This window comes from Nucisporomicrobium flavum, from assembly GCF_016464385.1.
Taxonomy (GTDB): Bacteria; Actinomycetota; Actinomycetes; order Mycobacteriales; family Micromonosporaceae; genus Actinoplanes; species Actinoplanes flavus_A.
In genome coordinates this window covers 825,140-847,125 of sequence record NZ_JADMLH010000001.1, presented here as the reverse complement: position 1 = coordinate 847,125, position 21,986 = coordinate 825,140, and the positions used below count along the sequence as shown (strand labels likewise).

Sequence of the window (21,986 nt, the reverse complement as noted above, 5' to 3'; positions counted from 1 at the left end):
ACCCATCCCTTCCCCCAGGAGATCGAGGTTCCTCCAGTGATGATCACTTCCAGGCGCGGCCGGCGGGCCCGGCTGCTGGCCGTGACCGGCACGGCCCTGCTGCTCGCCGCCTGCACCGGCGGCACGAAGGACGACGGCAAGGACGCGGCGGCCGGCTACGACCCGGCCGCCGCCGTGACCCTCACGTGGTGGACCGGCCAGACCTCGGAGGCCGAACAGGTCGCCGAGCGGCTCGCCGCCGAATACCACGCCGCGCACCCGAACGTGACCATCAAGACCTCGGCGGGCGCCGGGACCACCGACGAGCTGCTCACCAAGCTCTCCGCCGGGTTCGCCGGCGGCAACTACCCGGACATCTCGTACGCCTTCGGCAACTGGGCGGGCGACCTCGGGGCGAGCGGGCGGACGCAGGACCTGACCTCGTACGTCAACGACCCGTCGTTCGGCTGGACCGAGATGCCCGAGGCGGCCCGCACGGTCGCCACCGCCGACGGCAAGGTGATCGGCGTACCGGCGCTCGTGGACAACCTCGCCCTGATCTACAACAAGAAGCTCTTCGACGCGAAGGGCGTGGACCATCCGACGGACACGTGGTCCTGGGAGGACTTCCGGGCGGCGGCGAAGAAGCTCACCGACCCGGCGACCAACACGTACGGGACGGCGTACTCGGTCTCCGGCAGCGAGGACACCACCTGGCACCTGTGGCCGCTGCTCTGGCAGAACGGCGGCAAGATCCTGGACGGCACCAAGCCGGCCTTCAACTCCGACGCCGGCGTCAAGGCCCTCGAGACGCTGCGGGTGATGGCGGTCGACGACAAGTCCATGTACCTCGACCAGACCGACGAGAAGTACGGCCCGCTGTTCAACAGCGGCCACGTCGCCATGATGATGTCCGGGCCGTGGTCGCTGCTGGACATCAAGACCGCCAAGCTCGACTACGGGGTCGCGTACCTGCCCGGCGTGAACGGCGACCACCAGACCGTCTCCGGCCCCGACCTGTGGGTGCTGTTCGACCACGACGACGCCAACCGGGCCGGCGCCGCCCGCGACTTCATCAAGTGGCTGACCAGCGCGCAGACCGACGCCAAGTGGAACCTCGCGGTCGGCAACCTGCCGCTGCGCTCCAGCGAGAAGGACACCCCCGAGTTCGCCGCGTACGTCGAGGAGTACCCGGGCGGGCGGAAGTTCTTCGACAACCTGGCCAACGCCAAGCAGGCCCGGCCCACGCTGCCCGGGTACGAGGCGATGAGCCGCAACGTCGGCGATGCCATCGCCAAGGTGCTGCAGGGCGCGGCGAGCCCGAAGGAGGCGCTCGACCAGGCCGCCCAGAAGTCCGCCGGCGCGCTGGAGGACTGATGGCGCTCACGTTCGCGGCGACACCGCGTACGCATCAGGACGTCGCGCCCCGGGCGCGGGGCCGGCGCGGCCGGGCGCTGCGCCGCAACCTCACCGGCTGGGGCTTCGCCGGACCGGCGACCCTGCTCGTGGTCGGGCTCTCGCTGTTCCCGGCCGTGTGGGCCTTCTTCATCTCGCGGACCAAGTGGAACGGCATAGCGCCGGCCACCGGGGTGGGGTGGCGCAACTACGAGCGGATCGTGCAGGACCCCGACGCGGCCGCGGCGGCGCAGCACACGCTGGTGCTGACCGTGCTGTTCGTCCCGGGCTCGATCCTGCTGGGCATGCTCATCGCGGTCGCGCTGAACCAGAAGATCCGGTTCATCGGCTTCTACCGGACGTGCATCTTCGTGCCGTACGTGGCCTCCGCCGCGGCGACCGGCATCCTCGCGAGCTTCGTGTTCAACCCGCAGTTCGGCGCGGCCAACGAGGCGTTGCGCCGGCTCGGGCTGCCCACCCAGCAGTTCCTGGAGAACCCGTCGCAGGCCCTGCTGGTCATCTGCCTCATCGCGCTGTGGGGCGAGGTCGGCTTCTGCGCCGTCGTCTACCTGGCCGCGTTGCAGGACATCCCGAAGGAGCTGGTCGAGGCCGCGGTGGTCGACGGCGCGAGCCGGTGGCGGGTGTTCCGGCACATCACGCTGCCGGAGCTGCGCCCGGTCACCGTGTTCGTGGCGATCTGGCAGACGATCACGGCGATGCAGCTGTTCGACCTGATCTACACCACCACCCGCGGCGGGCCGATGAACAGTACCCAGACCGTCGTCTACTACATCTACGAGCTGGCCTTCCAGACCCAGCGGCTCGGGTACGGCGCCGCCGTGGCGTACCTGCTGTTCGCGGTGACGATGCTGCTGACCCTCGTGGTCATCTGGTACAGCCGCCGTTCCGGATCGGAGGCGTTCTGATGCGCCGGCGCCTGCCCTTCAGCCCCTGGCACCTGCTGCTCATGCCGCTCGCGCTGATCTTCGTGCTGCCGCTCGTGCAGATGGTCCTGACGTCGTTCATGACCACCCAGGAGATCAACCAGTTCCCGCCGAGGTTCATCCCGACGAGCATCCACCTCGAGGGCTACCGCACGCTGCTGGCCGAGTCGCACATCGTGCGCTGGTTCGCCAACACCGTGCTGGTCTCGGCGATCGCGGTGGTCTCGCACCTGGTGCTCTGCTCGCTGGCCGGCTACGGCTTCGCCCGGCTCAGGTTCGCGGGCCGCGGCGTGGCGTTCCTGGCCATCGTGGCGACCGTGATGATCCCGATCCAGCTGCTGATGATTCCGACGTACCTGATGTTCGCGCGCGCCGGCATCGTCGACACTCTCGCGGCCGCGTTCGTGCCGTGGCTCGCCTCGGCGTTCGGCATCTTCCTCATGCGCCAGTTCTTCCTCGGCCTGCCCGTCGAGCTGGAGGAGGCCGCCCGTCTCGACGGGTGCGGTGCGCTGCGGACCTTCGTCAGCGTGGTGCTGCCGCTGGCCCGCCCGGCGCTGGCCACCCTTGCCGTCTTCACCCTGCTGTCCAGCTGGAACGACCTGTTGTGGCCGCTGGTCGCGATCTCCGACGACACGAAGTACACGCTGCAGGTGGGGCTCGCCAGCTTCCAGGGCACCCGGCGTACGGAATGGTCGCAGCTGATGGCGGGCAACGTCATCGCCACGATGCCGCTCATCATCGCGTTCCTCGTCGCCCAGCGGCGGTTCATCGCGACGATGACCTTCACCGGCCTGAAGGGCTGAGCTCCTCCCGGGTGGCCTGCGCCGCGGTGCCGCCGGCCGCCCGGGTGCTCAGCGACCCCGCCGCTGCGGCCCAGCCGATCGCCTCGGCCAGGGGCCGCCCGGCCAGGCGGGCGGCGAGGAAGCCGGCGTTGAAGCTGTCGCCCGCGCCGGTCGTGTCGACCACCTCGACGGTACGGCCGGGAGCCGAGCACGCGCCGCCGGGTCCCCAGGCACGCGCGCCCGCCGCCCCGTTCTTCATCACCACGGTCGTGCCGATGGCGGTGAGCGTGGCGGCGGCAGCGTCCAGATCGGACTCGCCGGTCACCGCGCGCAGCTCGTTGGCGTTCGGCAGGAACACGTCGGTGTACGCCAGGATGTCCGTGATCGACTCCCATTTCTCCGTGGGATCCCAGTTGGTGTCCAGCGACGTGCCGACGCCGGCGGCGCGGGCCCGGGCGAACACCCCGGCCAGCCCGGCGGCCAGCCCCGGCTGCAGGTAGAGCGACGCGACGTGCACGTGCCGGGCGGCCGCCAGATGCTCATCGGTCACATCTTCCGGGCGCAACGTGGGGATCGTGCCGGGCAGCGTCAGGATCGCCCGGTCCTCGTCCGCGGGGGACAGGATGACGCTCAGACCGGTCGGCGTGCCCTGCGCCGCCTCGGCCAGCAGCAGGCTGACGCCGCGCTCCTCGAGGGCGCTGCGCGTCACCGCACCGAAGACGTCGTCGCCCAGCGCGGTCAGCAGCGTGGTTCGCAGCCCGAGCCGCGCGCACCCGGCCGCCGTGATGGCCGCCGAACCGCCCAGGACGAGGTCGGCCCCGGTGAGCAGTTGCTCGGCCTGGCCGAAGCGGGGGCGTACGTCGCCGCGCAGCACGAGGTCCGGGTTGGCGTCGCCGACGACGAGCACGTCCATCGCTGTCTCCTGTCCATATGAACAATCTGGATTGCTCACTTGAGCTTTTCGAGCCCCTGTAAGGGGTCCAGAGCACCATACGCGCACAAACGGCTATTGACACTTGTTCGTTCGATCAGTTGAATCGGCGGCAGCGATCGAGCCCAGCCGGTACCCAGCCCGGCGATCGGGTCGCCAGGGCCGGTGGCCCGAGGCGGGGCAGATCGAACCGGGGGCGAGGGCTCCATGATCGTCACGGTGACGCTGAATCCGGCGCTCGACCTCACGTACACAGTGGACGCGCTCGTCCCGCACGCCACCCACCGGGTCGCGACGGTCGCCGAGCGGCCCGGCGGCAAGGGACTCAACGTCGCAGGGGTGCTGCACACGCTGGGCGAACCGGTGCTCGCGACCGGGCTGCTCGGCGGCGCGACCGGGCGGCGGGTCACCGAGCTGCTGGCCGCGGTGGGCGTACCGGCCTCGTTCGTGGCGATCGCGGGGGAGACCCGGCGCACCGTCGCGGTCGCCGACCGGCACGACGCCACCGGCTTCTGGGAGCCCGGACCGCGGGTCACCACGGCGGAATGGGACAGCCTCCTGGCCCACTTGCGCGACCTGCTCGCCGAGGCGGACGTCCTCACGCTGAGCGGTTCGCTGCCGCCCGGCGTCCCCGAGGACGGGTACGCGGTGCTGATCCGCCTCGCCAGGGACGCGGGGGTGCCCGTCGTGCTGGACGCCGGCGGCGAGGCCCTGCGGCAGGGGTTGGCCGCCGGGCCCGACCTCGCCAAACCCAACGCCGCCGAGCTGGCGTCCCTGGCGCCGGACGCGCGCCCGGCCGACGTGCTCGCCCACGGCGCCCGGTCCGTCGTGGTCTCACGTGGTCCCGAGGGCCTGCTCGCCCTCGCCGGCGACGACGCCTGGCAGGCGGTGCCGCCGGAAGCCGTCACCGGCAACCCGACCGGCGCGGGCGACGCGTGCGTGGCCGCGCTCGCCCGCGGCCTGCGGGACGGCACCGCCTGGCCCGGCCTGCTCGCCGACGCGGTGGCGCTGTCCGCGGCGGCCGTCAGCGCACCGGTGGCCGGGACCGTCGACGCGGACGCGTATCGCCGGTTCCGCCCCGCCGTCACCGTCACCGCCCTCCAGGGCTGATCCACCGTCGCCGCCCTCACGGGCTGATCCACCATCTGGAAGGAGTTCCCGTGTTCACACCGACCGGGGAGATCGTCGACGCGGCCCGCGCCGCCGGCGTCGCAGTGGGGGCGTTCAACGTCATCACCGTCGAGCACGCCGAGGCCATCGTCGCCGGCGCCGAGCGCGCCGGGCGGCCGGTCATCCTGCAGATCAGCGAGAACGCGGTGCGCTTCCACCACGGCCGGCTCACCCCGATCGCGGCCGCCACCCGGTGCATCGCCGACGCCTCGACCGTGAAGGTGGCGCTGCACCTCGACCACGTGGAGAGCGACGAGCTGTTCGACCAGGCGGCCGGCTGCGGGTTCGGCTCGGTCATGTACGACGCGTCGAAGCGCTCCTACGATGACAACGTGGCCCGTACCGCCGCGGCCGTGCGCCGCGGACACGCCCAGGGACTCTGGGTCGAGAGCGAGCTGGGCGAGATCGGCGGCAAGGACGGCGCCCACGCGCCCGGCGTGCGCACCGACCCCGGCGACGCGGCCGCGTACGTCGCCGCCACCGGGGTGGACGCCCTGGCGGTGGCCGTCGGGTCGTCGCACGCCATGCACACCCGGACCGCCCGGCTCGACCACGAGCTCATCGCGCGGCTGCGCGAGGCGGTGCCCGTACCGCTGGTGCTGCACGGCTCCTCCGGGGTGCCGGACGACGAGCTGGCCGCCGCGGTCCGCGGGGGCATGGTCAAGATCAATATCGGCACCGCGTTGAACAGCGCCTTCACCTCCGCCGTCCGGGAGAGCCTCGGGAGCAACGCCGCGCTGGTCGACCCGCGGCGCTACCTGGCGTCGGCCCGGGACGCGATGACCGACACCGTGGCCGCCGCGCTGCGCCTGCTCGGGGAGCCCGTGCCGTGCCCGTGACGCTCGCGCTGGTCGGCGCCGGGCTGCGCGGGCAGACGTACGCCCGCCACGCCGTCGCCACCGGCCGGGCCCGCGTCGTCGCCGTCGCCGAGCCGGACCCGCACCGGCGGGAGAGCGTCGCCGCGGAGTTCGGGATCGACCCGGCGAACGTCCACACCGACTGGACCGGGCTGGCCGCCGGACCGCGGCTCGCCGACGCGGCGATCGTCGCCACCCAGGACCGGTTGCACGCCGGGCCGGCGATCCGGCTCGCCGAGATCGGCTACCACATCCTCCTCGAGAAGCCGATGGCGCCGACCGACGAGGAGGCGAGCGCCATCGCGGAAGCGGCCGTCCGGCACGGCGTGATCCTGGCCGTGTGCCATGTGCTCCGCTACACGGCGTACACGAAGCTCGTGAAGGGTCTCGTCGACGACGGCCGCATCGGGCGGCTGGTCAGCTTCGACCACCTCGAACCCGTCGGCTGGTGGCACCAGGCCCACTCGTTCGTGCGGGGCCACTGGCGGCGCACCGGCACGTCCGGGCCGATGCTGCTCACCAAGAGCTGCCACGACCTCGACTGGCTCGTGCACGTGACCGGCCGCGTCCCGGCCCGGATCGCGTCCTTCGGCAGCCTCACCCACTTCACGGCCGCCGACCGCCCCGACGGCGCCGCCGACCGGTGCCTCGACTGCCCGGTCGAGCCGGACTGCCCGTACTCGGCGAAGCGGCTCTACTTCGCCGCGCTCGCCGACCCCGAACAGCACTTCTGGCCGCTGGGGGCGGTCACCGCGGAGGCGACCGCGCCGGCGCTGACCGAGGCGCTGCGCACCGGGCCGTACGGACGCTGCGTGTACGCGTGCGACAACGACGTGGTCGACCACCAGGTCGTCACGATGGAGTACGCCGACGGCGCCACCGGCACGTTCACCATGAGCGCGTTCACTCCGATGGAACACCGGCGTACCCGGCTGATGGGCACGCACGGCTACCTCGAGGGCGACGGCCGCACGGTCCGTCACGTCGACTTCCGCACCGGCCGCGAGGAGACCCTCGACTCGGCGGCGCTGGGCGGCCCGTCCGCGGCGGACGGGCACGGCGGCGGGGACGAGGGCCTCACCGAGGCGTTCCTCGCCGCGGTCGAGGCGGGCGACCCGTCGCTGATCACCTCGGACGCGGCACAGAGCCTGGCCAGCCATCGCGTCGTCTGGGCGGCCGAACGCGCGCGGCTCAGCGGCGGCATCGTCACCCTCACCGCACCCGGCCGATAGGGTCTTCCCATGAGAACGGCGACCCGCCGCTTCGCCCTGTGGCGGGCGGATCTCGAGGGGGATGTCTGCGCTGCCCCCGAGGAATGCGTCGAGGCCCTGAGGGACCGCGAGGTCGTGCCGGTCGTGCTGGACTACCGCGAGCACGGGCTCACGCCCGTTCGCAGGAACTTCGACACCACGCTGCGCCAGGACGTCGAATGGCAGTTCGCCGGCGTCGCCTGGCCGGCGGACCTGCGGCCCGGGGTGCTGGTCACCGTCACATGGCAGGCGGCCCGCGACGAGGTCGTCGTACGGGCGGCGGCGATGGACGAGCCGATGAGCGTCGACGGCGTCGCGTACTACCACGAGTACGACCCGAAGGTGGTCACCCGCGAGCTCGCCCCGGACACGTCCAACCGCGGCCGGGTGCTGCGGGCCGTACGCCGCCAGGGGCGGGTCTTCGACGACGGCAGCGCCGTGCTCCCGGAGTCCGAGCTGGCCGGGCACTGCGGGCTGGGCCGCGGCGCGCGGGGCGCGTTCCTGCTGCGCAACGCCGTCGACCAGTTGATCCGCGAGGGCTACCTCACCCGCGTCGAGGGCAGCGTCACCTCGGCCGGCTACCCCTCGTACCCGGCCGTCGACGGGCAGAAAGTCGCGGAGATGCTGTTCTACGCGCCGCTCGTGGAACCGGCCCCATGGCCGGGCGAGGACGAGGACGACGACGGCGCCGACCGGGCCGAGCACCTGGTCCACGGGTTCGTCCGCAAGCTGCCGCCGGGTGCGCGACCGTCGGAGAAGCAGGTCACGCTGCACGAGCGGGCGGTCGAGGAGGAGCAGATCGAACCGAGCCCGCTGGCCCCCGGCTACACGTACGTGAAGAAGCACCACCGCCACGGTTGAGGCCCCGATGTCACATCCGGGCCGCCGCCGGTGTCTGCATGCCGAAGCAGATCACCAGGAGGAGACATGAGCGGTACGCGGATCCCGAAGGCGGAGCTGACCGGCGTCTACGGGGCGCTGGTGAAGCGGATGTCGCGCCGGATGTTCGGGGCGGTCCCGGAGCCCGTCGGCGTCGTGTGGCACAACCGGAAGGTCCTGAACTTCAGCTTCTCTGTGGGCCGCTCGGTGCAGAAGTGGGACCGGTGCGACGCCACGCTGAAGTCGTACGCCCACATGGCCGTGGCGAGCCTCGTGGGCTGCAGCTTCTGCCTCGACCTCGGCTACTTCATGGCCCACAACGAGGGGCTGGACGTCGCGAAGGCCCGTGAGGTGCCGCGCTGGCGCGAGTCGGACGTCTTCACGCCGCTGGAACGCGACGTCATGGCGTACGCCGAGGCGATGACGCAGACACCGCCGGCTGTGACCGACGAGATGTCGGCGCGGCTGCTGGCGGCGCTCGGCCCGGCCGCGCTGGTCGAGCTCACCTCGTACGTCGCGGTCGCCAACTACATGACCCGGTCCAACACCGCGCTGGGCATGGAGTCGCAGGAGTTCTCGGCGTCGTGCGACCTGCCGCCGCTGGCCGTACCGTCGCACCCATGACCGGCGACCCGTTCGTCGTCCACCGCAGCCTGCTCTTCACGGTCGCGTACGAGATGCTCGGCTCCGCCGCGGACGCCGAGGACGTCGTGCAGGAGACGTGGCTGCGGTGGGCCGGCGTCGACCGGGCGGAGGTACGCGACGAGCGCGCGTACCTGGTGCGGATGGTGACCCGGCAGGCGCTGAACCGGCTCCGGACGGTGGCCCGCCGCCGCGAGGAGTACATCGGCGAGTGGCTGCCCGAGCCGCTCCTGACCACCCCCGATGTGGCCGACGACGTCGAACTGGCTGAGAACGTCTCCATCGCGATGCTGACCGTGCTGGAGACGCTGGGCCCCGCCGAGCGGGCGGTGTTCGTGCTGCGCGAGGTCTTCGAGACGCCGTTCGACGAGATCGCGGAGGCGGTCGGCAAGTCGCCCGCCGCCGTCCGGCAGATCGCGCACCGGGCCCGCGACCACGTGGCGGCGCGGCGGCCCCGGATGCGGGTGGACCGCGCCGAGCAGCAGGCGGTCGTCGAACGCTTCATGGCGGCCGTCGCCACGGGCGACGTGCGGGGGCTGATGGCCGTGCTCGCCCCGGACGTCGTGGTGACGACCGACGGCGGCGGCCTGGTCACGGCGGCGCGCCGGCCGATCGTCGGCGCCGGCAAGGCGGCGACGTTCCTGGCGTACGTCTCGCAGGTGCCCGGCTTCAGGCTGAGCGCCGTCTGGCTGAACGGGATGCCCGGCGTCCGGTTCGACGTGAACGGCGAGACGACCGCGGCGAGCGTCGTGGTCGCCGACGGCCGGATCACCCACGTGTACGCGATCCGCAATCCGCGCAAGCTCGGCCGCCTGGAGCGGGCATCCGAGCTGCGCCGGTGACGGCTACGGCCCGGCCGGGCCCCCTTAGGGGCCCGGGTCCGGTGGAGGCGGGGGTAATCCCTGATGGGCCGCCCGGCCGGAGCCGCGAGGCTCACGGCATGACGAGATTCTGCGCCGTCACGGCGCCCGCGCTCATGGTCGCGTACGGCATCCTGCGCTGGATCGACGGCCTGGACGGACACCGTAAGGGCGGTCCGGCGTGGAACGTCGGCCACGTCGCGTTCTTCCTCGCGATCGTGCTGTTCGCCGTGCTCGCCGGCAGCCTGCGCCGGTCGGTCGTCGCGGACGCCCCGGGCCGGCGGGTGCTCGCCGGGGTCGCCACCGGTGCCGTAATGGTGGGTGCGGCGTGCTTCCTGTGGGTGATCGCCGGGGATCTGTCCGCGGCGTTCCGGGACGCCGCGCCGCTGCCCGGGGTGCTGGAGGCCGCCGGGCCGGCGCTGTTCCAGGTGGGGCTGCTGTCCCTGTTGGTGCTGCTGGTCGTGGCGCGCCGGCTGCCGGTGTGGTCGCCGGTGCTGGTGCTGGCCGGGTTCGCGGGGATCGCGGTGAGCCTGGACCTGCTGCCGGTCGCGTCGCTCGTCGTCGCGGCCGGGCTTGCGCCGCTCGCGGCCCGTCCAGCGACTATTCCCGCCGCCGGATGATCGTGAGGACGGCCACAATACGATACGAGCCCGTTCCGTATCGGAGCTCGGCGGCCTAGGGTCGCTCTTGTATACGGAACTGTTCCGTATCGTATCTCCGATCGTCACACGGGAGAGCACCTCATGGACGTTCCGAACACCGGGCATCCACGGCGCTGGGCCATCCTCGGCGTCCTCGTCATCAGCCTGCTCGTCGTCGTCCTGGACAACACCGTCCTGAACGTCGCCCTGCGCACCATCGCGGACCCGGAGGCCGGCCTCGGCGCCAGCCAGGGTCAGCTCGAGTGGGCCATCAACTCGTACACCCTCGTCTTCGCCGGCCTGCTGTTCACCGCCGGCATCCTCGCCGACCGGCTCGGCCGCCGGATCACCCTGACCGTCGGGCTCGCGCTCTTCGGCCTGGCCTCGCTGCTGTCGGCGTACGCGGGGAGCGCCGACCAGCTGATCGCGGCCCGTGCCCTGATGGGTCTGGGCGCCGCCGCGGTCATGCCGGCCACGCTGTCCATCATCGCCAACGTCTTCGAGCCGCACGAGCGCGGCCGCGCCATCGGCGTCTGGGCCGGTGCCGTCGGCCTGGCCGTGGCCATCGGCCCGATCGTCGGCGGCCTGCTGCTCGAGCACTTCTGGTGGGGCTCGGTCTTCCTCATCAACGTGCCCGTCGTCATCGCCGGGATCGTGCTGGTCAGCGTGCTCGTCCCCGAGTCGCGCGACCCGAAGCCCGGCCGCATCGACATCGTCGGCGTGCTGCTGTCCATCCTCGGCCTGACGCTGCTGACGTACGGCGTCATCGAGGGCGGCGAGAACGGCTTCGGCCAGGTGGAGTCCTGGGGCTCGCTGGCCGGCGCGGCTGTCGTGCTCGCGGCCTTCATCGCGTACGAGCGCCGCATCCCGTTCCCGTCGCTGGACGTCCGGCTGTTCACGAACCGGCAGTTCTCCGCCTCCACCGGCATGATCGGCCTGGTCTTCTTCGCGGCCATGGGCATGATGTTCTTCAGCGCGTTCTACCTGCAGCTGGTCCGCGGGTACGGCCCGCTCGCCTCGGGCGCGCTGTTCGTGCCGTTCGCGGTGGCGCAGATGGTCTTCGCTCCCCGCAGCGCCGCGATGGTCAAGCGGTTCGGCCCGAAGGTGGTCGGCTCGGCCGGCCTGCTGCTGGTCGCCGCCTCGCTGGCCGGGTGGCTCGCGATCGGGGCGGACACGCCGATCTGGATCGTCGGCGCGCTGTTCTTCGTGATGGGCGTCGGCATGGCCAACGTCATGCCGCCGGCCACCGAGTCGATCATGGCCTCCCTGCCCCGCGAGAAGGCGGGCGTCGGGTCGGCCGTCAGCAACACCATCCGCCAGGTCGGTGGCGCGCTCGGCGTCGCCGCGCTCGGAGCCGTGCTGTCCTCGGTGTACCGCGACGGCATGACCGACGCGACGGCGAACCTCCCCGCCGCCGCCCGCGACGTGGCGAACGAGTCCATCTCCGGTGCGTACGGGGTGGCCGCCCAGGCCGGTCCCGGGGCGAACGGGCTGCTCCAGACCGCCAACGACTCGTTCATCTCCGCCATGCACTACGCCTCGCTGGGCACCACGCTGTTCGCCCTGCTCGGCGTGCTCGTCGCCGTGCTGTGGCTGCCCGGCAAGCGGCCCGCCCAGGCGCCGGCGCCCACCACGGCGGAGTCGCTCGCCGAGGAACAGGGCGTCGAACTGGTCGAGGCGTGACGGCCGTCGTGGCCGTACGGTGAAGGCTCAGTAACAATGGAGCGCATGACGACGGTCAGCGTTGACGCGGGAACCGGTCCGGGCCGCAAGGCACCGGGCCGGCCCCGCGATGCCCGAGCCGACGAGGCGATCCTCGAGGCGGTGACCGCCCTGCTCGCCGAGGGGCAGAGCGCCGACGCGATCTCCATCGAGGCGGTGGCGGCGAAGGCGGGCGTGGGCAAGGCGACGATCTACCGCCGCTGGGCCAACAAGGTCGCGCTGCTCACCGACGCGGTGGCGCGGATGAAGGGCCCGCTGCCGGTGCCGGAGGGCAAGTCGGTGCGCGACGACCTCGTCATGCTGGTCATGCAGGGACGCCAGAAGCGCATGGAGCAGTACAGCAAGGTCACCGCCTGCCTGCTGCCGGAGATGGTCCGCAGCGCCGAGATGCAGGCGGTCTACCAGGCGGCCACCGAGCCCCGCCGCGAGGTCATGCGCCAGGTGCTGCGCCGTGGTATCGAGACCGGCGAGCTGCGCGCCGACCTCGACATCGAGCTCACCCTGCTGATGATCTCGGGACCGAGCATCGCGCAGAACATGCTGCACTGGAATCCCAACGTGCCCGAGGAGGGCTACGCCGAGAAGCTGGTCGACGCCCTGCTGCGGGGGATGGCGGCCTGACCTGGGCGCGCCCGGGCGCCCGGGCGTCAGCGTCCGGCGAACGGGCCGCGCAGGGCTGCCCACTGCAGCAGCATCACCGTCTTGGCGTCGGCGATCCGGCCGTCGTGGATCATCTCCAGGGCCTCGGCGAACGGCAGCTCCACCACGCCGATGTCCTCACCCTCGGCGGCCACCCCGCCGCCCGGCGTGGTCCGGCTCTCCGGCGTGTACGGTGCGGCGTAGAAGTGCAGCCGCTCCGTGACCGAGCCCGGGCTCATGTAGACGTCGAAGACGTGCTCGAGCTCCCCGACCTCGACCCCGAGCTCCTCGCCCGCCTCCCGGCGGATCGCGGTCTCGGGGTCGTCGTCGTCCAGCAGGCCGGCCGCGGTCTCCAGCAACATGCCGTCGGGGTGCCCGTTGACGTACACCGGGTAGCGGAACTGGCGGGCCAGCAGCACGGTCCCGCGGTCCCGGTCGTACAGCAGGATCGTCGCGCCGTTGCCGCGGTCGTACGTCTCCCGGTTCTCGGTGGTCCAGGTGCCGTCGGCGTGGCGGTAGTCGTACGTGGTGCGGCGCAGCACGTGCCAGGCGCTGGCCAGCAGCTGCACGTCGCGCACCACGACGTCGGGGTTGCCGGTGAGGTCACGGCCCACCCGGTCGAGGCCGGTGCGGCCGCGGTGGTCGGGGACGTCGACGCCGGGAATCGGCAAGATCGTCGAATCCATGCGCCGACAATAACGTCCGGAACCGCCCGATGTTAACTGACTTCCGGTGTCCGATCGATCGCGGCATGAATTTTCTCCGCCGTATTCGTCGAACCAGGCAACGCGTATGGCCACGGCTCGCGTCATGGGTACAAAGCCGAGCTGAAACGAGGCATCGATGCAATCCACCGTGCACCAGGAAATGGTCGGCGGGTACGAGCCGCTGACGCCCGCGCAACGCGCCGAATTCCTCGAACGCGGCGTCGTCCTCGTCCGCGGCGCGCTGGACGAGGACCGCCGGCAGCGCCTCGAGGCCGCCGTCGACCGCGTGTACGCCGAGGAGCGCGCCGCCGGCCGGGTCAAGGACAACGGCGCGCTCCACCTGCTCGGCTTCCTGCCCCGCGACGAGGAGTTCGGCGAGCTGCTCACCGCGCCGGCGGTGTTCCCGTACATCTGGGGCGTCGCCGGATGGAACATCTACAGCCACCACAATCACCTGGACGTGACCCCGCCGGTACGGGCCGAAGAGCCGCCGTCGTGGGGCTGGCACCAGGACGGTTACCGGCAGAATTCCGACCCCGAGACGCTCGACCCTGCCCTGCCGCGGCCGATGTTCTCGCTCAAGGTCGGCTACGTGCTCTCCGACCTGTCGCGCACCGGCCGCGGCGCCACCAAGGTCATCCCGGGGAGCCACCTGCGCAACACCCTCGAACGGCCCGCCGACCCGGGCGCCGCCAACCCCGACCCGCTGGGCACCGTCGAGATCACCGCCGCGCCGGGCGACGCGTTCATCTTCGACCGCCGGCTGTGGCATTCCCGGTCGGCGAACACCAGCGCCGTGACCCGCAAGATACTTTTCGTCGGATATACGTACCGGTGGATCCGGCCGCTCGACGACATGCCGGTCGATCGCGGCAGCGCGTGGTGGCGAAATCGCACCCCGGTGCAACGACAATTGCTCGGCGAGGCCCCCGGCACCATCAATTACTGGGGTGTGAAATGGGACGGATACGTCGACGAGGACATTCCGCTGCGCCGCGAGTTGCGCGAACGGGGGCTGCTCGACCGCTCGGTTCCCTGGCTGCGCTGAGCGTGCCCGGCCCGCCGGACGCGGACCAGGCGCGCGGCGTCAGCGGGCCAGCAGGGCGCGCAGCGCCTTGACGACCTCGGCCGGTGCCTCCTCGGCCATGAAGTGCCCGCACGTCACGAGCCCGTGCCGCAGGTCCGGGGCCCAGGCGCGCCACACCGCGGCGGCGTCGTAGCCGAGGGCGGCGCCCCAGTCCTGCTGCAGCACCGACACCGGCATCGCGAACGTGCGCCCGGCGTCCCGGTCCGCCCGATCATGCTCGACGTCGATGCCCGCCGACGCCCGGTAGTCGGCGACGATCGACGGGATCGCCGCCCGCGAGGCCGCGAGGTAGGTCTCGCGTACGGCGGGCGGCAGCGCGGCCGGGTCCTTGGTCCACACGTCGAGGAAGTGGCCGAAGAACGCGTCGGCGGCGCCGGTGATCATGGCCTCGGGCAGGCCGGGCGGCTGCGCCATCAGGTACAGGTGGAACGCCACCGACGCGGACACGCCGTGCAGCACGTCCCACATGTCCAGGGTCGGGACGATGTCCAGCAGCGCCAGGTGGGACACCGCCTCCGGGTGGTCCAGGCCGGCGCGGAAGGCGACCAGGGCGCCCCGATCGTGCCCGGCGAGCGCGAACCGGTCGTGGCCCAGCGCGCGGGCCACGGCCACCACGTCCGCGGCCATCGTGCGCTTCGCGTACGCCGTACCGTCGGGGTCCCCGGGTTTGCTGCTCCTGCCGTAACCCCGCAGGTCCGGGCAGATGACGGTGTGGTCGGCGGCGAGGTCGGCCGCGACGTGCCGCCACATCAGGTGGGTCTGCGGGAAGCCGTGCAGGAGCACGATCGGCGTGCCGCTGCCCGCGACCGCGGTGTGCAGGGTGACGCCCTCGGCGGCCGGGACGTCCTGGTAGTCGAATCCGGTGATGCTGTCCATGCCGCCCAGCCTCACCCGCGCCGATGAGTGCCGGATGAGTGCCGGATGAGTGCGCTGCGCCGCCTACGATGGGTGGCCATGACCGGCCGGGTGACGACGTTCCGGGTGCTCGGGCCGATCGGCGCCGACGCCGGGGGAGAGCCGGTCGCGATCGGCGGGGCCCGGCAGCGGGCGGTGCTGGCCCGGCTGCTGGTGGCGCGCGGCCGGGTCGTGCCCGTGGACCGGCTCGTCGGGGACCTGTGGGAGGCGCCGCCGGACGCCGCCGTCGCCGCCATCCGGACGTTCGTCGCCGACCTGCGCCGGGTGCTCGAACCCGACCGGCTCCCGCGGCGGCCCGCCGAGCTGCTGGTCACCAGCCCGCCCGGGTACGCGCTGCCCGCCGCGCCGGACGCAGTGGACGCCTGGCGGTTCGAAGCCGCGGTGACCCGTACCGGCGACCCCGCTGCGGACGCCCTGACCCGGCTCGACGACGCCCTCGCGCTGTGGCGTGGACCCGCGTACGCCGAGCACGAGGCCGAGCCCTGGGCACGCGCGGAGATCGACCGCCTGAACGAGCTGCGGATGCTCGCCGTGGAACGACGCGCGGAGGCCCTGCTCGAACTGGGGCGAGCCGCCGAGGCGGTGTCCGACCTGCAGGCGCACACCACGCAGGCGCCGCTGCGGGAGGACGCGTGGCACCTGCTGGCCACCGCGCTGTACCGGGCGGGCCGGCAGGGTGAGGCGCTCGCCGCGCTGCGCCGGGCCCGGGACGTGCTGGTCGGTGAGCTCGGCGTCGATCCGGGGCCGCGGCTGCGCCGGCTGGAGACCGACATCCTGGCGCAGGCGCCGCACCTGGATCCGCCGCGGGCCCCGCAGGGGCGGTCCACTCCTCGTGCCCTGGTGGGACGGGCCGACGAACTCGCCGTTCTCGAGGCCGCCGCCGGCCGGGCCGCGGCCGGGAACGAGGCGGTGGTGGCGCTGATCTCCGGGGAGCCCGGCGCCGGCAAGACCGCCCTCGCCGAGACGGTCGCCGGGCGGCTCGCCGCACGCGGCTGGGTCGTGCTGTGGGGACGCGGGCCGGAGGACGACGGCGCCCCCGCCGCCTGGCCGTGGACGCCGGAGACCGTACCGGCACCCGGGGAGGATCCGGCCGCCGTGCGGTTCCGCCGCCGCCGGGAGGCCGCCGCCCGGGTCGCCGCCGCCGCGGGCGGATCGCCGGTGCTGCTGGTCGCCGACGATCTGCACCGGGCCGACGCGGACAGCCTGGACCTGCTCACCGCCCTGCACTCCGGGCCCGGGCGGGTACTGGTGCTGGGGACGTACCGGGCCACGGAGATCGGACCGGCGCTGACGGCGGCGCTGGCGCGGTGGGCGCGTACCGAGCCGGTGCGGGTGTACCTGGGCGGGCTGACCGAGCCTGAGGTCGGCCGGCTCGTGGCCGGGGTGCTCGGCGCGCCCGCCGGCGTGGGCGTGGCCCGGGCGGTGCACCGGCGCAGCGGCGGCAACCCGTTCTTCGCCCGCGAGCTCGCCCGGCTGCACGCCGACGGCGCCGCCCTGGACCACATTCCCGCGGGCGTCCGCGACGTCATCCGGCACCGCCTCGCCCGGCTGCCCGAGCGCACCCGCGACGTGCTGCGCCAGGCGTCGGTGCTGGGCCGCGACGTCGACCCCGAGGTGCTCGGCGCGCTGGCCGGCGACGTGGTGGACGCCCTGGACGACGCCCTCGCCGCCGGGTTCCTCACCGAGGACGGGCCGCGCCTGCGGTTCGCGCACATCCTGGTGCGGGACACCGTCTACGACGACCTGACCGCCGTACGCCGCTCGCACTGGCACGCGGCGGCCGGGGCGGCCATCGAACGCCTCTCGCCCGGCGACGCGGCCGTGCTCGCCCACCACTTCGGGCTCGCCGCCGGCCGGGCCACCGCGCCGAAGGCCGCCCGGTACGCCCGTACGGCCGCGGAGGAGGCGGAACGTCGCAGCAACCCGCACGAGGCCGCCCGGCTGTGGCAGCAGGTCCTGGCCGCCGGCAGCGGCGAGGTGGCCGTGCGGCTGACCGCGCTCGCCGGGCTGGGGCGCAACCTGGCCGTCACCGGTCACCTGGAGCAGACGCGGGCCCTGCGCGCCGAGGCGATCGCCGCGGTCACCGCCACAGGCGACCCCGAGCTGACCGCGGCCGTGCTCACCGGCTTCGACGTGCCGGCGATCTGGCCGCGCAACGACGACCAGGAGCTCGCCGGCCGCGTCGCCGCCGCCGTCGAGCGGGTGCTGCCCGGCGCGCTGCCGCCGCTGCGGAGCCGGCTGCTGTCGACGCTCGCCCTCGAGCTGCGCGGGGACACCGGCGACCGGGGCCGCCGGGCCGCCGCCGAGGCCGAGGCGATCGCCCGGGAGCTCGACGATCCCGGGCTGCTCGCGCTGGCGCTCAACGCGCGGTTCCTGCACGCCTTCGCCCGTACGGGGACCGCGGGGGAGCGGGACCGCCTCGGCGCGGAGCTCGTCGGCCTGGCAGCGAAGCACGACCTCGTGACCGTGGAGGTGCTCGGGCACCTGATCCGGCTGCAGGCGGCCTGCGCCCGCGGTGGGTTCGACGCGGCGGACGGGCACGCGGCCGCCGCCGACCGGCTCGCCGGCCGCTACGAGCTGCCCGTGGTCGGCGTGTTCACCGAGCTGTACGCCGCCCTCCGGCTCGCCGTGACCGGTTGTCCCGCCGAGGACGCGTACCGCACGGCGTGCGCGCGGCTCGCCGGCAGCGGCATGCCGGGGATGAGCGACGGCCTGCTCGGGCTGGCCCTGCTGTCGATCGGGCACGACGGCGGGGACACCGGCCCGTACGAGCCGTGGGTGCGTCCCGGGCGCCTGCTCGCCGACGGGCGGCGCGAGGAGGCCGCGCAGGCCGTACGGGACCTGCCGCGGTCCCCGCACGACCTGCTGTGGGAGGCCCGGCTCTGCCTCACCGCGCGGGCCGTGGCCGACCTGGGCGATCGCGAGGCGGCCGCGCGGCTGTACGAGGAGCTGCTGCCCGCCGCCGGGGAACTGGCCGGGGCGGGCAGCGGCGTCGTCTCGTTCGGCACGGTCGACGAGCACCTCGCGGCCCTGCGGGAACTGCTCTAGAGAACGGCGTCGTCCAGGTCCGCGAGGAGGGTGTCGCCGCCGGCGAGCAGATCCAGCCACGGGCCCGTACGCGGAAGCTCGTGGGTGAAGAAGTAGCGGGCCGCGAGGCGCTTGCCGTCGTAGAACGCGCCCTCCTTGCCGGCGGCGGCGATCGCCTGCTCCAGCCACATCCACGCGATGACGATGTGCCCGGCCGTGTCCAGGTACGCGGTCGCGTTGGCCAGCGCGGCGTCCGGGTCACCCGCGGCCCACAGCTTCCGCGTCACCTCGGTGAGCCGCGCGCACGCCGCGTCCAGGGCCGACGCCATCGCGGACAGCTCCTCCGGCGCCCGGGCGGTCGTCGCGCCGATGGTGCGCAGCAGCAGCGCCAGGCCCGCGCCGCCCTGCATGACGACCTTGCGGCCGAGCAGGTCCAGCGCCTGGATGCCGTCGGTGCCCTCGTGGATGGGGTTGAGCCGGTTGTCGCGGTAGAACTGCTCGACCGGGTACTCGCGGGTGTAGCCGTAGCCGCCGTGCACCTGGATCGCGTGGTCGTTCGCCTTGAGGCACCACTGCGACGGCCACGCCTTCACGATCGGCGTGAGCACGTCCAGCAGCAGCGGCGCGTCCGGGGAATCGTCGTCGACCAGCATCGCCGCGTACAGGACGAGGGCCAGGCCGCCTTCCACGTACGACTTCGAGGCGAGCAGCATCCGGCGGACGTCGGGGTGCCGCACGATGGGCACCGGCGGCGCGGCCGGGTCCTTGCCCGTCACCGGGCGGCCCTGCAACCGCTCCCGGGCGTACGCCAGCGCGTGCAGGTAGCCGGTGTAGCCGAGCGCGACCGCGCCGGCCCCGACCCCGATCCGCGCCTCGTTCATCATGTGGAACATGTACGCGAGCCCGCGCCCCTCCTCGCCGACCAGGTAGCCGACCGCGCCGGGCGCCCCCTGCGGCTCGTACGTCCCGTCGCCGAACGACAGCACGGCGTTCGTCGTCCCGCGGAAGCCCATCTTGTGGTTCAGCCCGGCCAGCACCACGTCGTTGCGTTCCGCGGGGGAGCCGTCCGGCCCGAGCAGGTGCTTCGGCACGATGAACAGCGACAGGCCCTTCACCCCGGCGGGCGCGCCCTGCACCCGGGCGAGCACGAGGTGCACGATCGTCTCGCTCAGCTCGTGGTCGCCCGCGGAGATCCACATCTTGCTGCCGTGCAGCCGGTACGCGCCGTCGCCGGCCGGCACCGCGCGGGTCGTCACGTCGCTCAGCGACGACCCCGCCTGCGGCTCCGACAGGCACATCGTGCCGGTGAACCGGCCCTCCAGCATCGGCCGGACGAAGGCGTCGACATGCTCCTGTTTCGCGTACGTGAGCAGCAGGTTGGCGTTGGCCATGGTGAGCATCGGGTACGCCGACGTGGCGATGTTCGCGGCCTGGAACCAGGCGAAGCACGCCCGCAGCACGGCGTGCGGCAGCTGCAGGCCGCCCAGCTCCTCGTCGAGCCCCCCGGCGAGCAGCCCGGAGTCGTTGAACGCCTTCAGCGCGGCCTTCACCTCGGGGATCACGGTCACCCGTTCACCGTCGAAGGTCGGCTCCTGCAGGTCGCCGGCCCGGTTGTGCGGGGCGAACTCGCGCTCGGCGATCTGCGCCGAGACCTCGAGCATCGCGTCGAAGGTCTCCCGCGAGTGCTCGGCGAACCGGGGCCGCGCGGTCAGGGCCGTGACGTCCAGCCACTCGTAGAGCAGGAACTCGAGGTCGCGCTGCGAAAGAATCCGAGACATCCCCCGATTCTGCCCGGCCCGGGCGCGGCGCCGGGGTGATCGGTCGGCGAACCTGCCGTGAGCTGCGGCTCCGCGCCCTACGGTGGGCTCGTGGGTGATCGTTTCGTGGACGTCTGGGACGGGCTCGGCGACCGCGAACGGTCGCTGCTGCTGGAGCAACGGCACACGGTGCCGGTGCCACCGGAGGTCGCCGCGGTGCTCGTGCGGGTCGGTCTTGCCCTCGAGGCGCAGCCCGGCCTGTTCCCGGCGCCCGCGCACTGGCCGGCGGGGTTCCGCGACTTCCTGGACGACGTGGCGGCCGTGCGCGACGACGACGAGGAATGTGAATAGCGGCGGTAGCGGGTTCGTAATAGAAAGTTTACTATCGATAACCATCGATCTGTCGGTCGTGTTCATCCATCAGGCGACATCCGTCACCGAGGGAGCTCTGATCGCATGACATCGTTGTCACACCCGCGTCGCTGGACCGTTGCGGCCGCCATGCTCACCCTGACCGTCACCGCCCTGCAGGCACCCGCCTCCGCCACCCCGGCTGTCGGCGCGACGACCGGGACCGCCGAGACCGCGGGGGCTGCCGGACCCGCCGGATCCGCGCCCGGCGCCGCGTCGGCCTCCGTCGCGGCGACGGTGGACGCGCTCAGCGTGCTGCCGGCCGCGGACCGGGCCCGCATGGAGCGGCAGCGGCCTCTGGTGGCGGCCGCGTCCGTGGTGCGCTGGGAGGTCGAGCGGCGGGGATACTCCGGCTACGCCGGCATCACGCTCGAGGATTCCGCGGTGGCGTTGTGGTGGAAGGGTGTCGTTCCTCCGTCGATGCGCCGGGCCGTGGCGAACGCTTCGCGCACTGCGCCCGTACTTGTGAGAAGCGCTGCGCACTCGCTGGGTGAGTTGCGGGCGGCCGCGGCCGCCGTCCGGGCCGGCAATCCCGGCCTGCCGATCCAGGCAGTCAAGCTGAAGGGCGACGGCAGCGGTCTCGTGGTCTCGGCGCCGCCGGGCGCGGCGGGCGTCCGCGCGGCCGCCGGCGTGCCCGTCAGCGTGGTGCACGAGCCCGCGTTGCGACCGACCAGCCGCGACGACGACTGGTCGCCGTGGAAGGGTGGCGCCACGATCGTCAACACCACCCGGTCGACCGCCTGCACGTCGGGCTTCGGCGTGCGCAACGGCTCGGCCGGCTACCTGCTGACCGCCGCGCATTGCGGGCAGGGCGGCGACCGCTTCCAGGACGCCCGGGGCGAGTTCATCGGCAACGTCGGGCCGCGGAACCAGGACCACGACGTCGAGCTGGTGCCCACCTCCGCCGTCGACGGGTACGTCTACATCGGCAACCCGGACGACAACCTCGTGGGCCTGGTGGAGGGCTGGGGCTGGACGTTCGTCGGCGAGTACCTGTGCCAGTCCGGCGTCTCCAGCTCGCGGGAGCTCGGCCGGCCGGTGTGCAACCTCAAGGTGCTGTTCTTCTACGCCGACCGGGAGGACCTCGTCGAGGCCGAGCAGACCGAGGGGCAGCCGGCGGCCCGCCCGGGTGACAGCGGCGGGCCGGTCTACTCGATCTCCGGCAGCGGCAAGATCGTCGCGAAGGGGACCGTGACGCGGACCGCGGGGGCCCGGCTGGGCTTCCAGGACTACGGCACGGCGTGGCGGGACTTCGGCATCACCCCGGCCACCCGCTGAGCCATCACCCCGGCCGCTCGCCGGCCGGCCGGCCGGGGGTCGCGGCGTGTGCCGCGGCCCCCCGGGGGGCGTGGGGGGGGGTAAATAAGCGTGAGGACGGGGGGGGGGACCAA

20 protein-coding genes are annotated in these 21,986 nt (G+C 73.2%); 16 read left to right on the top strand and 4 right to left on the bottom strand.

Annotated features, from left to right (window positions below):
• Positions 1 to 39 precede the first annotated feature (39 nt).
• The 3 genes from IT780_RS04010 to IT780_RS04000 are packed head-to-tail and all read left to right on the top strand — an operon-like array spanning position 40 to position 3,121.
• On the top strand, positions 40 to 1,356 hold the full coding sequence (locus tag IT780_RS04010; RefSeq protein WP_199509977.1) for an ABC transporter substrate-binding protein: 1,317 nt from the start codon (positions 40 to 42) through the stop codon (positions 1,354 to 1,356).
• Positions 1,356 to 2,300 carry a carbohydrate ABC transporter permease gene (locus IT780_RS04005; protein WP_199509976.1) on the top strand — a complete coding sequence of 315 codons (945 nt, stop codon included), beginning with the start codon at positions 1,356 to 1,358 and terminating at the stop codon, positions 2,298 to 2,300. The genes IT780_RS04010 and IT780_RS04005 overlap by 1 nt, the downstream gene beginning before the upstream one ends.
• Positions 2,300 to 3,121, top strand: a complete 822-nt coding sequence (locus IT780_RS04000) for a carbohydrate ABC transporter permease (protein ID WP_199509975.1) — start codon at positions 2,300 to 2,302, stop codon at positions 3,119 to 3,121. The genes IT780_RS04005 and IT780_RS04000 overlap by 1 nt, the downstream gene beginning before the upstream one ends.
• Here the strand turns inward: IT780_RS04000 and IT780_RS03995 are convergent.
• On the bottom strand, positions 3,102 to 4,013 hold the full coding sequence (locus tag IT780_RS03995; RefSeq protein WP_199509974.1) for a carbohydrate kinase family protein: 912 nt from the start codon (positions 4,011 to 4,013) through the stop codon (positions 3,102 to 3,104). The genes IT780_RS04000 and IT780_RS03995 overlap by 20 nt on opposite strands.
• Before the next feature lie 237 nt (positions 4,014 to 4,250).
• Between IT780_RS03995 and IT780_RS41560 the strand changes: the two genes are divergently transcribed.
• The 9 genes from IT780_RS41560 (at position 4,251) to IT780_RS03955 (ending at position 12,673) form a co-directional block, all read left to right on the top strand.
• On the top strand, positions 4,251 to 5,141 hold the full coding sequence (locus IT780_RS41560; protein ID WP_307831022.1) for a 1-phosphofructokinase family hexose kinase: 891 nt from the start codon (positions 4,251 to 4,253) through the stop codon (positions 5,139 to 5,141).
• Positions 5,142 to 5,191: 50 nt separating this feature from the next.
• Entirely contained in the window at positions 5,192 to 6,040 is an 849-nt protein-coding gene (locus IT780_RS41555) for a class II fructose-bisphosphate aldolase (RefSeq protein ID WP_307831021.1), read from the top strand.
• Complete coding sequence (locus tag IT780_RS03985; RefSeq protein WP_199509972.1) at positions 6,031 to 7,290, top strand: Gfo/Idh/MocA family protein; 1,260 nt, start codon at positions 6,031 to 6,033, stop codon at positions 7,288 to 7,290. The genes IT780_RS41555 and IT780_RS03985 overlap by 10 nt, the downstream gene beginning before the upstream one ends.
• Before the next feature lie 9 nt (positions 7,291 to 7,299).
• Positions 7,300 to 8,169: a hypothetical protein gene (locus IT780_RS03980; RefSeq protein WP_199509971.1), complete on the top strand. Its 870-nt coding sequence runs from the start codon at positions 7,300 to 7,302 to the stop codon at positions 8,167 to 8,169.
• Positions 8,170 to 8,235: 66 nt separating this feature from the next.
• Positions 8,236 to 8,811, top strand: coding sequence for a carboxymuconolactone decarboxylase family protein (locus tag IT780_RS03975; protein WP_199509970.1), 576 nt, complete (start codon positions 8,236 to 8,238; stop codon positions 8,809 to 8,811).
• Positions 8,808 to 9,671 (top strand): RNA polymerase sigma-70 factor, encoded by an 864-nt coding sequence (locus IT780_RS03970; protein ID WP_199509969.1) that lies wholly within the window; start codon positions 8,808 to 8,810, stop codon positions 9,669 to 9,671. The genes IT780_RS03975 and IT780_RS03970 overlap by 4 nt, the downstream gene beginning before the upstream one ends.
• A 98-nt stretch (positions 9,672 to 9,769) precedes the next feature.
• Entirely contained in the window at positions 9,770 to 10,309 is a 540-nt protein-coding gene (locus IT780_RS03965; protein ID WP_199509968.1) for a hypothetical protein, read from the top strand.
• Between the two features lie 123 nt (positions 10,310 to 10,432).
• Complete coding sequence (locus tag IT780_RS03960; protein WP_199509967.1) at positions 10,433 to 12,013, top strand: MFS transporter; 1,581 nt, start codon at positions 10,433 to 10,435, stop codon at positions 12,011 to 12,013.
• Positions 12,014 to 12,058: 45 nt separating this feature from the next.
• Positions 12,059 to 12,673, top strand: a complete 615-nt coding sequence (locus tag IT780_RS03955) for a TetR/AcrR family transcriptional regulator (RefSeq protein WP_372443596.1) — start codon at positions 12,059 to 12,061, stop codon at positions 12,671 to 12,673.
• Positions 12,674 to 12,699: 26 nt separating this feature from the next.
• Here IT780_RS03955 and IT780_RS03950 read toward each other — a convergent pair whose 3' ends face one another.
• On the bottom strand, positions 12,700 to 13,377 hold the full coding sequence (locus IT780_RS03950) for an NUDIX domain-containing protein (protein WP_199509965.1): 678 nt from the start codon (positions 13,375 to 13,377) through the stop codon (positions 12,700 to 12,702).
• A gap of 157 nt (positions 13,378 to 13,534) precedes the next feature.
• Here IT780_RS03950 and IT780_RS03945 point away from each other — a divergent pair, with 157 nt between their 5' ends.
• The gene (locus IT780_RS03945) at positions 13,535 to 14,446 is read left to right on the top strand and encodes a phytanoyl-CoA dioxygenase family protein (protein WP_199509964.1); all 912 of its coding nucleotides are present in this window, start codon (positions 13,535 to 13,537) and stop codon (positions 14,444 to 14,446) included.
• A gap of 39 nt (positions 14,447 to 14,485) precedes the next feature.
• Here the strand turns inward: IT780_RS03945 and IT780_RS03940 are convergent, their stop codons facing one another.
• A complete protein-coding gene (locus tag IT780_RS03940; protein WP_199509963.1) occupies positions 14,486 to 15,361 on the bottom strand; it encodes an alpha/beta fold hydrolase in 876 nt (291 codons plus the stop codon).
• Between the two features lie 78 nt (positions 15,362 to 15,439).
• Between IT780_RS03940 and IT780_RS03935 the strand changes: the two genes are divergently transcribed.
• A complete protein-coding gene (locus IT780_RS03935; protein WP_199509962.1) occupies positions 15,440 to 18,448 on the top strand; it encodes an ATP-binding protein in 3,009 nt (1,002 codons plus the stop codon).
• On the opposite strand, the gene IT780_RS03930 is transcribed toward IT780_RS03935, so the two are convergent.
• A complete protein-coding gene (locus IT780_RS03930) occupies positions 18,445 to 20,205 on the bottom strand; it encodes an acyl-CoA dehydrogenase (protein WP_199509961.1) in 1,761 nt (586 codons plus the stop codon). The two genes, IT780_RS03935 and IT780_RS03930, sit on opposite strands and share 4 nt — an antisense overlap.
• 90 nt (positions 20,206 to 20,295) lie before the next feature.
• Here IT780_RS03930 and IT780_RS03925 point away from each other — a divergent pair, with 90 nt between their 5' ends.
• Together IT780_RS03925 and IT780_RS03920 are read left to right on the top strand one after the other, a co-directional pair.
• Positions 20,296 to 20,535 carry a hypothetical protein gene (locus IT780_RS03925; protein WP_199509960.1) on the top strand — a complete coding sequence of 80 codons (240 nt, stop codon included), beginning with the start codon at positions 20,296 to 20,298 and terminating at the stop codon, positions 20,533 to 20,535.
• Between the two features lie 105 nt (positions 20,536 to 20,640).
• Positions 20,641 to 21,873, top strand: coding sequence for a chymotrypsin family serine protease (locus IT780_RS03920; protein ID WP_199509959.1), 1,233 nt, complete (start codon positions 20,641 to 20,643; stop codon positions 21,871 to 21,873).
• Positions 21,874 to 21,986: the final 113 nt, after the last annotated feature.

Bases quoted from the DNA above. Each gene is read 5' to 3' on its own strand.
- IT780_RS03980 (WP_199509971.1), top strand. From the start codon at position 7,300: ATGAGAACGGCGACCCGCCGCTTCGCCCTGTGGCGGGCGGATCTCGAG.
- IT780_RS03975 (WP_199509970.1), top strand. From the start codon at position 8,236: ATGAGCGGTACGCGGATCCCGAAGGCGGAGCTGACCGGCGTCTACGGG.
- IT780_RS03930 (WP_199509961.1), bottom strand. From the start codon at position 20,205: ATGTCTCGGATTCTTTCGCAGCGCGACCTCGAGTTCCTGCTCTACGAG.
- IT780_RS03960 (WP_199509967.1), top strand. From the start codon at position 10,433: ATGGACGTTCCGAACACCGGGCATCCACGGCGCTGGGCCATCCTCGGC.
- IT780_RS03940 (WP_199509963.1), bottom strand. From the start codon at position 15,361: ATGGACAGCATCACCGGATTCGACTACCAGGACGTCCCGGCCGCCGAG.
- IT780_RS03970 (WP_199509969.1), top strand. From the start codon at position 8,808: ATGACCGGCGACCCGTTCGTCGTCCACCGCAGCCTGCTCTTCACGGTC.
- IT780_RS03995 (WP_199509974.1), bottom strand. From the start codon at position 4,013: ATGGACGTGCTCGTCGTCGGCGACGCCAACCCGGACCTCGTGCTGCGC.
- IT780_RS03965 (WP_199509968.1), top strand. From the start codon at position 9,770: ATGACGAGATTCTGCGCCGTCACGGCGCCCGCGCTCATGGTCGCGTAC.
- IT780_RS03950 (WP_199509965.1), bottom strand. From the start codon at position 13,377: ATGGATTCGACGATCTTGCCGATTCCCGGCGTCGACGTCCCCGACCAC.
- IT780_RS04010 (WP_199509977.1), top strand. From the start codon at position 40: ATGATCACTTCCAGGCGCGGCCGGCGGGCCCGGCTGCTGGCCGTGACC.
- IT780_RS03920 (WP_199509959.1), top strand. From the start codon at position 20,641: ATGACATCGTTGTCACACCCGCGTCGCTGGACCGTTGCGGCCGCCATG.
- IT780_RS04005 (WP_199509976.1), top strand. From the start codon at position 1,356: ATGGCGCTCACGTTCGCGGCGACACCGCGTACGCATCAGGACGTCGCG.
- IT780_RS03945 (WP_199509964.1), top strand. From the start codon at position 13,535: ATGCAATCCACCGTGCACCAGGAAATGGTCGGCGGGTACGAGCCGCTG.
- IT780_RS03955 (WP_372443596.1), top strand. From the start codon at position 12,059: ATGACGACGGTCAGCGTTGACGCGGGAACCGGTCCGGGCCGCAAGGCA.
- IT780_RS04000 (WP_199509975.1), top strand. From the start codon at position 2,300: ATGCGCCGGCGCCTGCCCTTCAGCCCCTGGCACCTGCTGCTCATGCCG.
- IT780_RS03935 (WP_199509962.1), top strand. From the start codon at position 15,440: ATGACCGGCCGGGTGACGACGTTCCGGGTGCTCGGGCCGATCGGCGCC.